General features: G+C 47.1%; 7 protein-coding genes. 1 reads left to right on the forward strand and 6 read right to left on the reverse strand.

The annotated features are described in order from the left end of the window. Positions 1-4: 4 nt before the first annotated feature. From AC6H3C_RS12495 to AC6H3C_RS12510, 4 genes are all read right to left on the reverse strand, one after another. Positions 5-592, reverse strand: coding sequence for an LOG family protein (locus tag AC6H3C_RS12495; protein WP_497515692.1), 588 nt, complete (start codon positions 590-592; stop codon positions 5-7). 73 nt (positions 593-665) lie between these two features. After that, on the reverse strand, positions 666-2,636 hold the full coding sequence (gene gyrB / locus AC6H3C_RS12500; RefSeq protein ID WP_497515693.1) for a DNA topoisomerase (ATP-hydrolyzing) subunit B: 1,971 nt from the start codon (positions 2,634-2,636) through the stop codon (positions 666-668). A gap of 344 nt (positions 2,637-2,980) precedes the next feature. Beyond that, on the reverse strand, positions 2,981-4,750 hold the full coding sequence (locus AC6H3C_RS12505) for a hypothetical protein (protein WP_497515694.1): 1,770 nt from the start codon (positions 4,748-4,750) through the stop codon (positions 2,981-2,983). Between the two features lie 17 nt (positions 4,751-4,767). Beyond that, positions 4,768-7,833: a tetratricopeptide repeat protein gene (locus AC6H3C_RS12510; protein WP_497515695.1), complete on the reverse strand. Its 3,066-nt coding sequence runs from the start codon at positions 7,831-7,833 to the stop codon at positions 4,768-4,770. Between the two features lie 663 nt (positions 7,834-8,496). Between AC6H3C_RS12510 and AC6H3C_RS12515 the strand changes: the two genes are divergently transcribed. Beyond that, positions 8,497-10,464 (forward strand): alpha-L-arabinofuranosidase family protein, encoded by a 1,968-nt coding sequence (locus AC6H3C_RS12515; protein ID WP_497515697.1) that lies wholly within the window; start codon positions 8,497-8,499, stop codon positions 10,462-10,464. Between the two features lie 42 nt (positions 10,465-10,506). Here the strand turns inward: AC6H3C_RS12515 and AC6H3C_RS12520 are convergent, their stop codons facing one another. Beyond that, positions 10,507-11,427, reverse strand: a complete 921-nt coding sequence (locus AC6H3C_RS12520) for a DMT family transporter (RefSeq protein WP_497515698.1) — start codon at positions 11,425-11,427, stop codon at positions 10,507-10,509. 142 nt (positions 11,428-11,569) lie between these two features. Next, entirely contained in the window at positions 11,570-14,023 is a 2,454-nt protein-coding gene (pheT, locus tag AC6H3C_RS12525; RefSeq protein WP_497515699.1) for a phenylalanine--tRNA ligase subunit beta, read from the reverse strand. Positions 14,024-14,076: the final 53 nt, after the last annotated feature.

Below are 14,076 nucleotides of genomic sequence, written 5' to 3' on the forward strand. Positions count from 1 at the left end.
AATTTTACCGGTTATTTTCCGGTACTTTGTACCACTTATTCACCGGGGCCGGCGGAGTGTACGACGCCAGATAACTGATCACCTCTTCGCTCGTTTGAGCAATATAATAAAGGTCACGATATGCCGGTTTGGCAAAATTTTCTTCAAAGGAGCGTTCGAATTGACGAAACAGATCATTATAAAAGCCATTGGTATTCAGAAAAACGATGGCTTTATGGTGATAGTCGAGCTGTTTTAGGGTAATTACTTCCAGAATTTCTTCCAAGGTACCAAAGCCGCCGGGAAGCGCAATAAACGCGTCAGCCAGTTCGCGCATAATGGCTTTGCGTTCCATCATATCTTTCGAAACAATTAATTTCTGGGCGTTCTCCGAAACCAGGTTATGTCCTTTCAACTTTTCCGGGATTACGCCGATGGTTTCGGCGCCGGCCTCGGCCGCCGTTTCCAATACCCGTTCCATCAGTCCCACATTGGCGCCGCCGTTAATGAGCGTTTGTTTGTTTTGACCAATCAGTCGGGCCAGTTTTACGGCTTCGTCCACGTATACCCGGGCCAGTGCGTTGCTTGACGATGAAAAGACACAAATTTTCATAATAACATTATCCTTAAGGTTACCGGAGAAAACAGAATGCCACCCGGTTGATGGATGACATTCTGCATTATTTTTAGGCATCAATGTTGGCGTAAATCGCGTGGTCTTCGATGAACTGACGGCGTGGCGGAACCTCGTCGCCCATTAACATGCTGAAGATGTGATCGGCTTCTGCCCCATTTTCGATGGTCACCTGCCGTAACGTCCGGCGTTCGGGGTCCATGGTGGTTTCCCAAAGCTGTTCGGCGTTCATCTCTCCAAGACCTTTGTAACGTTGGATATGCACCGATGATTCTTTTCCGTCGCCCAGTTCTTCAATCAGGCGCAGACGTTGCTGTTCGTCCCAGGCATATTGTTCCCGTTTGCCTCTTTTCACTAAATAGAGCGGCGGAGTGGCAATGTAAAGGTGACCGTCTTTAATGAGCTCTCTCATATAACGGAAGAAGAAGGTCATAATCAGTGTGTCAATGTGGCTTCCGTCCACGTCGGCATCGGTCATGATGATGATTTTGTGGTAACGTAATTTTTCCAGGTTTGCAGCCTTGGAGTCTTCTTCTGTCCCGATGGTTACGCCCAGTGCGGTAAAAATATTGCGGATTTCTTCACTTTCATACACTTTGTGCTGCATCGCTTTTTCAACATTCAGAATTTTACCGCGTAAGGGCAAGATAGCCTGAAAACGGCGGTTTCGTCCTTGTTTTGCCGTACCGCCTGCCGAATCTCCCTCTACCAGAAAAATCTCGCAGGCTGCCGGATCTTTGTCTGAACAGTCGGCCAGTTTGCCCGGCAAACCACCTCCTGAAAGAACATTTTTACGCTGTACCAGCTCACGCGCTTTACGGGCAGCGTGGCGGGCCTGGGCGGCCAGGATGACTTTGTTGACGATGGCTTTCGCCGATTTCGGGTTTTCTTCCAGGTAATTCGATAGCATCTCGCTTACTGCCTGATCAACCGGTTGGCTGATTTCGGAATTGCCCAGCTTGGTCTTTGTCTGTCCCTCGAATTGAGGTTCCTGCACTTTAACCGAAATAACGGCTGTCAGTCCTTCGCGGAAGTCATCTCCGCTGATGTCGAACTTCAGCTTGCTAAGCATTCCGGATGTTTCGGCATAATTTTTCAAGGTGCGGGTCAGTCCCCTGCGAAAACCGGTCAGGTGTGTCCCCCCTTCAATGGTGTTGATGTTGTTTACGTATGAATGGATGTTTTCGGTAAATGAGGTGTTGTAGTGCAAGGCAATTTCTACCGGCACATCGCCTTTTTCCGATGAAATATGGATTGTTTCATCAATCAGCCGTTCGCGGGTGGCATCCAGGTATTCAACAAACTCTTTAAGACCTTCTTCCGAATAAAACCGTTCGAATTTGGGATTACCCTCTTCGTCGATTTGACGCAGATCAAGCAAGCTCAAATTAATCCCGGCATTCAGGAACGCGAGTTCGCGCAAACGGGCCGAAAGAATTTCGTACTTGTAAACTGTTGTCAGAAAGATACTATTGTCGGGTTTGAACGTGACATGCGTGCCCGTTTTGTCGGTTTCGCCAACTATTTTTGCAGCATAAAGAGGTTTTCCGATACTAAATTCCTGCATCCAGGCTTTTCCTTCGCGAAAAACTTCGACCTTGAGGTGGATCGACAGGGCATTGACACACGAAACCCCCACGCCGTGGAGACCTCCGGATACTTTGTAACTGTCTTTGTCGAATTTACCGCCGGCATGAAGCACCGTCATCACCACTTCGAGTGCAGACCGGTTTTCTTTGGTGTGAATTTCGGTAGGTATACCACGGCCGTTATCTTTAACCGTGATGGAATTATCTTCGTTTATGATGACTTCAATGTTGTCGCAGTAACCTGCCAACGCTTCGTCAATCGAATTGTCAATCACCTCGTAAACCAGGTGGTGAAGTCCTTTTTCGTTTACATCGCCAATATACATTGCCGGACGTTTCCGTACGGCTTCCAAACCTTCAAGTACCTGAATACTGTCAGCTGAATAATTGCCGTTTCCGTTTCCGCTTACTGACTTGTTTTCTAATTCGCTCATCTATTTATTTGTTTGGGTTATTCAAAATCTATTTTTGCTCATCCTTTTCAGAGACGGGCAACCGGTGTTCATTCCGTAAAAATGGTCAACAAAATTCCTTTTTAAAATTTGGGTTGATGTCTGAACAGGTGAATGATTATCAGTTATATAATCAATACTCATCGCCTCTTGCGTACAACATGCAAATATAGCAAAAATATGCTACAAGCAGTCAGGAATTACCGGATTACTTTCCAAAGTTTTCAACAAAAAGTTGAAAAATAACAATCAATATATCAATGAGTTATCTGATGTATTTTGGTCTGTCTTTCAGATTTTTCTTCTTGCAAAAACATTTAGTTAAATCAGAAAGAGAAACTAATTCCCGCAATCAGGTTTAACCCCTTGTTTGTATACCCCAGCCAGCTTTCGTATTTCTGAAATGAAAAGTTATTGACCTGTCCCCAGAAATTAAGGTTTTTTGAGTACCGGTAGTTCAGTCCAAAGTTCAGATCGAGAACCGGTTCCAGGGTGAATACCGTTTGTTCAATCCCGGTGGGCACGGTTGCGTCCTCTGTGTCGTACACAGAGGTTTGGATGAGCCCTTTCCGTTTGCTGATCACGTTAATGTCGGCCGTAATGCTCAAAGGTCCGTCGGGCCTGAAATTGAGTGATGTGGTTGCTTCATAGGCCGGTTTATGCCAGGCTTCTTCAAGCGTGTTCATGTTGTAGGAATGGAATTTTCCTTTCAGCAACAAACTGACCTGATCAGTAGCGGCGTAGAATAGTTCAGCCCCTATGGTCAGTTGTTTTACTTTGTCGTAAAGCGCATCAAAGGTATTTGACCGCGTGGTTTCACCGGTCGATAAGATCCGGTTGTCGTTTAAAATATAAAAATGCTGGTCTTTGATGTTGGCATAGTCGATTCGGGACCCCAGGTGAAAACGCGGACTGAGTTTGCTCCTGACACCTCCGGTAAGAATGTACCTGTGTTTGGCGTTTTTGATATCGTGATAGGGATTGACAAATTGATTTTCGGCGGCAACCGCTGAATAATGGTTGTGTTCGAGATACCCGTCGAGACCGGCGTAAAGGGTTAGTACGTCCTGAATCGGGAACCATTCACCCTTTACGTTGGGGGTTAACAGGTAGTCGCCGTCGGTGTCGCTGTCGGTGACCGAATAGCTGTTGATACCAACCCGTAAACTGGCGATATCGCCTTCAAGGAAAATCGATGGTTTAAGTGTTAAGATCATTTCTTGTCTGTTTCCGAAACCATTGTAGGTTTGGTTTAAGATACTGTCGGCATTGACGAAGGTCAAACCGATGCCGAGCTGACCGTTAAACTGTTCCAGTTTTTTGTCGAATAAGCCGTTCAGTTTTACCAGGTGTTCCTTTTGCCCGGTTTTTGTGCCAAAATACTGGTATTTAAACCCGGTTGTGAAGCGAAAATCAGCTTTCGGGTCTTCGTTCCCCGCCAGCCCGAGACTTAGCCCTCCGCGCGAAAAAGATTGTTTGGCGTCCCACAAGGGGAAGATTGCTTCTTTGGCTGTATTTGACAGCGAATCGCCTGCATAGCCGTAATAACGGAAGGCTTTCTGTTCGAAAAACAGTTTGGTCGACAGGCTTGATTTTCCGATGGCATGTTTGGTGAAAAATTCAGCCAGGTTATCGCTGTGCGGCGCTTTTACTTTATCGTCGTTCAGTAATTTAATCTTCCCGTTCGATGAGAGATGCCTGAGGTGTAAGCCCAGGGTGGTATTTTTGCTTGGGTGGCCATTCAGAAACAGCTCGCCGTAGGGTGTTTGGTAATTTCCGACGCCGGCTTTCAACATGCCGGTTGTTAATTTTTCTTTTGGCTCGCGGGTCATTTGTGCTGCCTGTACCGGTTCAACGGTAAAGGTGGTAAACACCGGCTGCGGATTAATCCGGTAATCAAATACCGGTTTTTCGGTATCTCCCGGTTTGATTTGAGGAATATCGTTGATTTTGAAAGCATCCGAGATGCTTGGCTGGTAGGCTTTCACCACTTCAACTTCTTTGTGCAGTTGGGTCGTATCTTTTTGCGCCAGGGCATGTCCGGTTAAACCGGTAAGCGCCGACAGAAATATATATTTGTTGAATGAACTTCTCATAATCGTCTCTTTTTGATTTATTTTTGATTGATATCAATTTGCATCGGACTGTCTTTCTGCTGCTGCCGTTGTTGTTCCGTTTTTTCCAGATCTCTCAGTTTGGTCCCTGCCGTTTCAATGATTCCGTCGTCTGTTTCAGGATAATTTTCAACAATACTTTTCAGCGTATGTTTGGCCTGAAATTCGTCGCCCCGCGCCAGGTAAATATCGGCCAGCAGGATGAAACTTTTGGCTAACCAAAACTGGTGTGGCGTATTCTTCGAAATAAAATCCATCACCCCGTTTTCAGCCTGCTCCAGTTTGTTCTGGCTGACGAGTATTTCGATGACCCGGTACTTTGATTCGGCTCCTTCTTCCGACGAGGGGTCTGCGGCCAGTGTCGAGAAGATGGGCAGCGCCTGCTGGAAGTTTTTGGTCAGGTAATATGATTTGGCCAGCTTGTAGTTGGCTTCGCGCTTTAATACATCAGTGAGGTTGTCTGAACTGAGCACTAAGCCGGCCGATTCGGCGCAGGCCTGGTAGTTGGCCAACTGGTAATGGCAACGCATAATGCCGGCTCTGGCCTTTAGCAGGTTCCATTTGGTATTCGATATTTTTCCGAGACGTTCGTAGTAGCTGAGCGCTTTGGCGTAATTGGCCGCATTGTATTCCAGTTCGGCCACCCGTCCAAGCGCAGGTTCTGTAAATATGTTATCCGATTTATTGACAACAAATTCATAGTCGGTTAAGGCCGACGAAAACTCACCCGATGCATACTTGGCTTCGGCCAGATAAAAGCGCGCATTCAGGCTGAAACTGCCCTGGGGGTATTGTTGCAGGTAACGTTCGAGTTGGGTGCGCGCCTGCGGATCTTTGTTCATCACCAGCTTTTCGGCCGTCAGGTAACTTAGCGAATCCTGCTCCGATGCCGATACCCGTATTCCCTGGCCCGACCGTTGGGCATAGGCAAAATAAGCGTCAACATTATTTAATTCAACGTAACTGTTCTTTATTCCCAGCATAGCCGACTGGGCTTCCGGACTATTCGGGTATTTCTCGGCCACTTGTTTGTAATAGTCGAGCGCCTTGTTGTAATCCGACATGTTGTAGTAGATCAGGCCAAGCTGTAATAAAGCCTTCGGCTGATAACTGCTTTGCGGAAATTCTTTCAATAAATCCCGGTAATAACCGATCGCTACCTGGTTTTCATTCATCCGTTCGTAAGTTCGCCCCAGTTCAAACAAGGCATCGTCGACAAAGGCCGATTGGGGGAAGGTTTGCAACAGGCTGCGCAGGCTGCTGATCTTTTGCTGCTGTTCGCGCTGGATTCCCAGGCTCAGCGCTTTCTGGTAAAGGGCGTAGTCCGGATCATAGGTTCGTTGTGCGTAAGCCTGCTCGTAGCTGTTTACGGCGTTCCTGTAGTCGCGGTTGATATAATAACAATCGCCCAGGCGGTTGTAGGCATCGCCTAATTTTTCGCTTGGCTTATTTTTATTTAAATCGATATATTTTCTAAACGAGGCGGCCGATTGCTCGTAATTTGCAAGTTTGAAATAAGCATATCCGTGGTTGTAATGTGCCGACTGGTATTCGGGCGTTGTTTGTGCTCCGGGCGACTGTAAAAAACTGCTAAAGCCCGAAGCGGCCTGCTGATAGTTTTCCAGACGGTAGTTTGCTTCCGCTTTCCAGAACAGGGCCGATGCTTTCAGCGCCGGGTTGAATTCGCCGTTGGCCAGCGACAGATCAAAATGACCAATGGCGGGCTGGTATTCGAGGTTGTTGAAAAGCTCCAGTCCGCGGTAATAACTGACCCGCTGATAGGCTTTCCGTATCGAGGGGGTTTTTACCCTGATTTTTTCAATAGAGGCCACCGCATCTTTGAAATTATTGGTGCTCATGTAAACCTGTACCAGGTAATCGTAGGCTGCGTCGTTCCTTCCCGAATTCGGGTAAAGTGAAATGTATTTGTCAAAAGCCTTGATCGTTTCGTTAAACGGAGAGTAGGACAGTTCGTAGGTTATTTTGGCAAAGTTGAAAAGCGCATCTTCACTGATCTCCGGGTTGAAATTCATCTCCGAAGCTGCTTCAAAGGCAACGCGCGCTTTATTTTTATCGCCCGATTTGATGTAGCAGTCGGCCAGCGTATAATAAGCGTTTTGGGCCAGCTCGTCTTTCCCCTTGGAGGCGTGTTCAAGCGGTGCAATGGCGGCCTGGTACTGGCCGGTTAAGTAGTAACAATAGCCAAGCATGTAATTTTCGTCACGCTGGAGGCTTTTTGTGGTCCGGAAATAGGTTTCGAGATGGGGGATCGCTTCCTGAAAACGTTCCAGGTGAAAATACGAACTTCCCAAAATTTTCGACAGGGAAGCAATTTGTTGTTTCTCCGCCGTTTTCATCAGCGGTTCGGTAAATTCAACCACTTTCCCGTAATTTCCCTGTTTATAATAGATCTGGCTCATGTAGAACGGAATGATCGAGGCAAAGGCCGGATTATCTTTCAATTCGTCGAAAGCGGCAAGGGCTGCATCAAAATCATTGTTCATGTACCGGATGTGGGCCCAGTAATATTTCGAAGGAGCTGCCAGCCGGTGATTGGTATTCTTTACCTTAACAAATTCGCGTTCGGCTTCGTTGTAACGTTCGGTTTGAAACAGGGCGTATCCTTTTTGGTAACTGATTTTGACTTGTTCGTCCCGGCTCAGGGCCGAAAGGCTCATGTGCTGATAAGCCTGTAACATGGGTTGATACTGCTTGTTTTTAAAGCGGGCATTTCCCAGCTCAAACCAGGCTTTGTCGGTGTATGCGCTTTCCGGATATTTCTGAAGGAAGGTTTCCATCAGCGGAGAACCGTTTTTCGATTCCAGCTTCAAGGCGCATAGCGCTTCATAAAACATGGCTTCGGCATGGATCTCGGAGCCGGCCTCGCTTTTGGCGGCTATGGCTGCAAATTGTTCCTGGGCCGAAACAAATTGTTTGCCCGTATACAGTTCTTTTGCCTGATGAAGCTCAGCCGAAACAGACTGATAGTATGATGTTTGTTGCGAAAAGGCAAGTTCGGTGATGCAACACATCAGAACTATTGCCGCGAGCAATCTTGTTTTCATAGACTTTGTTTTAATTTGGGTTAAAAATAATGATAAAGTAATCGTTTTTACCTTTTTAACCAACCGACTTCTCAACAAAAAACTGTTTATTTCCATAATGAACGCATTTTAAAAAAGTTTTTTTAGCCTGAAACTCCCCGTTGGAGCCTGCGTCCGCCTATACTATTCATTCTGTATGAATGATTAATTTTTTTGAAAGCGGGTTCTTCAAAATATAGTTACTCTGCCTTTCTCTTTTTTTCTAATAGATTAAATGTCTGTTTGATAATTGCAATTTAAAGTAAAAAGATGACCGTCTTGCCAAATTAATAAAAATATGGAGAAGCCAGTTTCAGAAATCGGTACAGAGGCTAAGAGCGTGGGACCTGATTTCTGCGACACTTTGCGGCTTCCGGGTATTTTCTGCGTATAATGAAAAGTACCTGAATACCTGAATACCATTGAAGGCCTTAAGTAAAACGGTAAAGGCGACTGAAACATTGCGACTGACACTGGTTCATCGTTGATTTTTACGATACAGGGCATCGAACCGGAGTGACGCCGATAGCATTCCGTCCATATTCTGGTGATCTTGTTTTCTTTTTAGAAAAGTATTCATTACTTTTATCGTTCATCCCGGTTACGGATGAATACCTAAATGAAACCATTTAACTACTCACGACGATGCGAAAAACGATAGCAAGCGGAATTTTTATCCTGACATTTTTCCTGCAACTGCAGGTTCACGCCCAACCAAAGATCACGGTTTATGCCAATAAGCCGACGACCGAAATTGCTCCTACCATGTGGGGAGTGTTCTTTGAAGATATCAACTTTGCTGCCGATGGAGGTATTTATGCCGAGTTGGTGAAAAACCGTTCGTTTAAATTTCCCGACCCCTTTGCCGGGTGGAAGGTACCATTCAGGGATTCGGTATTGGTGATTAACGAAACAATTGACGGGAGGGAGCATCGCTTCCTGAGGCTTTCTTCTCTGGCGCGGGGAAATGCAAATTATATCGAAAACCAGGGTTTTCGGGGAATGGGCCTGCATGCCGGTGAAGAATATCGCCTGTCGCTTGGCTCCAGAGCAGTAGGCGGGACAAACTTGTCGCTGCTGGTTGAACTGCTCAACGAAGCAGGTGAACCAATTGGTAAAGCCGATGTGCCCGGTTTGACGACCGATTGGAATGTGAAGGAACTGATCATTACGGCAAGCGCTGCTTCAGCCAAAGGTCGACTGCGAATTTCGCTGAAAGGCGAGGGAACGATTGATTTCGACTATGTGTCGCTTTTCCCTGTCAATACCTTTAAAAAACGGGTTAACGGGATGCGTTCAGATCTGGCTCAACTGCTGGCCGATCTGAAACCGGGCTTTTTGCGCTTTCCCGGCGGTTGTGTTGTGGAAGGGCATCACCTCGATTTACGTTACCAATGGAAAAAAACGGTGGGCGATATTCACGACCGCGAATTAATCATCAACCGCTGGAATACTGAGTTTATGCACCGCCATACGCCCGACTATTTTCAGTCGTTCGGGCTGGGCTTTTTTGAATATTTTGTGTTGTCGGAAGATTTGGGCGCTGAGCCGCTTCCGATCCTGAACTGCGGAATGGCTTGCCAGTACAATACAGGGGAGCTTGTCCCGCTTAACGAGATGGATTCCTACATTCAGGATGCGCTCGACCTGATTGAGTTCGCCAATGGCGATGCATCAACCAAATGGGGAAAATTGCGGGCAGATATGGGGCATCCGGAGCCTTTTAACTTAAAATACATCGGCATCGGGAACGAACAGTGGGGACATCAATACCTGGAGCGTTACGACCTGATTGCCGCGGCTGTACGTGAACGATATCCCGAAATTCAGTTGGTTTCAGGTTCCGGCCCGTCGGCCGAGGGCGACCGCTTTGATTACCTTTGGAACGAACTGAAAGGACGACAGGCCAACCTGGTGGACGAACATTACTACAAAGATCCCAATTGGTTTTTCAATAATGCCCGGCGTTACGACAGCTACGAGCGTGGCGGACTAAAGGTTTTTGCCGGCGAATATGCCAGTCATGTACGCAACGACAATATCAAAGATGCTACCTCAAGCAACTGCTGGGTGGCGGCCCTGTCGGAAGCGGCGTTTATGACCGGCCTGGAGCGTAACGCCGATGTGGTACATATGGCTTCGTATGCTCCGTTGCTTGCGCATGTTGATGCCTGGCAATGGCGCCCCGACCTGATCTGGTTCGACAACCTGAACACGGTCGCTACCCCCAATTATTACGTGCAGAAAATGTATTCGACCCACAGCGGGACCCATGTGTTACCTGTTTTGCGGGAGAATGAAGTGATTGCCGGGCAGGACAGCCTGTATGCCAGCGCATCGGTCGATAAAAACAGCGGGCGTATTTATTTGAAAATGGTTAATGCTTCGTCGGTGACGAAGGAAGTGGTTGTTGAATTTCAGGGAATGAAACCGGCAGTGAAAGAAGCCGTGTTGACCGAGTTGGCTGATCATAACCTGATGCAGTACAACAGCCTGGATCAACCGGCGAATATTGTTCCGCGAAACAGCAAAGCAGCCTTAAAAGGCAACCAGCTGAGTCTGGCGTTAAACCCAAGGTCGTTTGTTTTGGTGGATGTTGCCGGGCGAAAATAGCGACGGATCTGGTACCGAAAAATACGCAGAGCCCTTCATTCATCAGGATGAGGGGCTTTCTGTTTTCTTCCGGCCTTTTTTGACTACCAGAACTGCCCCGGCAAAGACAATGGCTGCTCCAAGCAGCGAGTAAACCGAGAAGCGTTCGCCTTCAATCCACGACACATTTAATTCGGTGAGAATTCCCATGGTTATAAAGGTGATGATGGGATTAAGCAGAATGATGATGCTTATTTTGTTGGCTTCGGTGTAGTGCAAAGCCATGGCGAGGTATTGGTACGAAAATAAGGTATTCAACCCGAGCGACAGGAGCAACAACCACCAGCCCCAGCTTAAACCTGAAAGGGCCGAAAAGTTGACAAAAGGCAGATAAACAAGCACCGGAAATCCGAACAAAAACAAATTTAACAAGCCGGCGCTATATTGCCGGACGAGTGTCTTTTGCAGAACAGCATAAACCGACCAGGCAAAGGCGCCGCTTAAGGTGAGTAAAATTCCCAGCTGGTATTGCTTTTCCTGTCCGGTCATCAGGCTTAATTGCTGATTGTAAAAGATAACAAAACCGGCAATAACCAGCGCAAAACCAATAAATTGAGGGATTCGTATCCGTTCCCTGAAAAACAAAATGCCTGCCAGCGCCAGTAAAATTGGTCCGGCCTGGATGACCAGTTGCGCATTGCTCGGGCTGGTATAATGAATGCCCAGCATGAAGCCCAGGTAATTCCACGACAGGGCAATGGCTGCCAAAACAAGGAGCCAGGGTGGACGAACAAGAATTTTAAGACTTTGGGGAGCCCGGTACAACTGCCACAAAACAAGAAAAAAGAAAGCTACCACAAAACGGAACCACACAATGGTTGGCGGATCTACCTTTTGAACAGCAATTTTGAGCTTTATAGCCAGAAATCCCCAAAAAACAGCCGTTATACAAGCGTAAAAAATTCCTTTTTGCGTATTGGTCATACTTTAAACAGTCATTGGATAATTGGTCATTAGACAATTAGTCATTGGTAATTGGTCATTGCAGCTTGCGGCTTGGAAGGCGGCATCCGTTCGTAATCACAGGCAAAAAAGCCACCGGATCATCCGATGGCTTTGTAATGGTTTATCTGAGCTGTGCGCCGAGTTCTTTTTCAAAGGTAAAAATCAGCTTTTGCATGATCTTATCAATTTGCTTATCGTTGAGGGTTTTTTCGTCGTCCCTCAAAATAAAGCTGATGGCGTACGATTTCTTGCCTTCCGGAATACCTTTACCTTCGTATACATCGAACAAATCGACCGAACGCAGCAGTTTGCGTTCAACCCTTACGGCCAGATCGCGGATTTGTGCAAAGCGAACCTGTTTGTCAAGCAACAGCGCCAAATCGCGCCGTACTTCCGGGTACTTGGGCAGTTCGGCAAAGAGTGTTTTATTGTTTTTTTGTTCCAGCAAAAGATTGTCCATGAAAAAGTCGGCATAAAACACCTGATTTTCAATTTCAAATTCCTTTTGCAGCTTTTTATGCACGATGCCAAACTCAACCAGCTTTCGCCCGTTTGAGGTTGAATAAACCAGGCCCTCCGAAATCAACTCCGTGTTCACATCTTCTGTTTTCAGGTTTTCTGCCTTCAGTCCAAGTTTTAGCAATAAATTTTCAACATAGCCCTTTAACTGAAAGAAACTGCTTCCGTTTTGGGTAAGCGCCCAGCTTTCGCGCTCTTTTTGCCCCGAGATGAAAAGGGATAAGTGTTCTTCTTCTGAATAATTTTTCAGCGGATTTTCAATCAGTTCTATGCCGGTGCAGTGGTAGCAATTACCGAATTCGTACAAACGTAAATCACCATTACGGCGGTTGGCATTATAGGCAATGGTTTCAAGGCCGCCGAACAACAGGGTTTGCCTCATGCCTCCCAAATCAGCGCTCAGGGGATTGAATAATTTAACGGTGTTTTCGGCGGCAAGGCTTGTGCGGTTTTCGTAATACACTGTTTTGGTCAGCGAGTTAGACCAGATTTCGTTAAAACCTTGCGCCGAAAGCATATCGGCCATCAGGTTGCGAATTTTCACCGGATCGGGTTTCACGGAGTATTGCAGCGAAGCATTCACCTGTGTGGGTATTTCAATGTTGTTATACCCGTAAATACGCAGGATTTCTTCAATGACATCGGCCTCGCGCTTCACATCGACCCGGTACGGCGGTACCGCCAGCGACAGCCCGGTTTCACTTTCACTTTCAATCCGGATCTCCAGCGCGGTCAGAATCTTTTTAATGGTTTTGGCGCCTAAATCTTTTCCAATCAGGCGTTTGATGTTGGCGTAACTCACGTCAATTTTAAAGTCGGCGACGGGCACGGGATAAACGTCCACGATTTCCGACGAAATTTTACCGCCGGCAATTTCTTTAATCAGCAGGGCGGCGCGCTTCAGGGCATAAAGAACACCGTTGGGATCGGTTCCGCGTTCGAAGCGGAACGAAGCGTCGGTGTTCAGGCCGTGGCGACGCGCTGTTTTCCGGATAAAAACCGGATCGAAACAGGCCGACTCCAGGAATATATTTTTGGTCGATTCTTTGACCCCCGATTGGATGCCGCCAAACACACCGCCGATACACATTGCTTCCCGGGTGTTGCAAATCATCAGGTCGTCGGGGTGCAGTTCGCGTTCCACTTCGTCGAGGGTGACAAATTTTGTCCCGGCAGGTAAGGTTTTAACAACGACTTTTCCTCCGGTAATTTCGTCGGCATCAAAAGCATGTAAAGGCTGTCCGGTTTCAAAAAGTACGTAGTTGGTCACGTCAACTACATTGTTGATGGGGTTCAGTCCAATGGTTTTCAAGCGATTTTTCAGCCAATCGGGCGACTCTTTAATTTCCACGCCGCTGATGGTCACCCCGGCATAGCGCAGGCAGGCTTCGGGATTGACCACTTCCACCGGGATTTCCAGAGAGTGATCATCCGTTTTAAACATCTCAACCGATGGCCTTTTATAACTGATTTCCTGTGTTTTTTTCAGGAAAGCAGCCAAATCGCGGGCCACGCCAATGTGCGAAGCGCTGTCAATCCGGTTCGGCGTCAGATCCACTTCGATGGAGTAGTCTGATTCAACGTTGAAGTAACGGCTGGCAGGAGTTCCTGCAACGGCATCATCGGGCAGAACCATAATGCCGGCGCGATCGTGCCCCAGCCCGATTTCCTCTTCCGAACAAATCATTCCTTCGGAGGCCTCGCCCCTTATTTTTGATTTCCTGATCTGAAATTCCTGATCGCCGTCATACAAGCTTGTGCCCACCGTGGCGACCACCACTTTTTGCCCGGCTGCCACGTTTGGCGCCCCGCAAACAATGGGCAGGATATCGCCCTTGCCAACATCAACCGTAGTTTTGCTGAGATGATCCGAATTGGGGTGTTTTTCGCAGGTAACAACCTGCCCGATCACCAATCCGCGCAGCCCGCCTTTTATGCTTTCAACTTCTTCAATACTGCCCACTTCCAGACCGATCTGGGTGAGGATATTTTCCAGTTCTTTGGGCTGAAGGTCCGTGTCAATGTAGTCTTTTAACCACTTGTATGAAATATTCATCGTGTAATGCTTTTTTGCTGAATTTCAAAGTCCGACAAAAGTAAACATTTTTT

It is taken from the genome of Gaoshiqia sp. US2 (assembly GCF_059705485.1).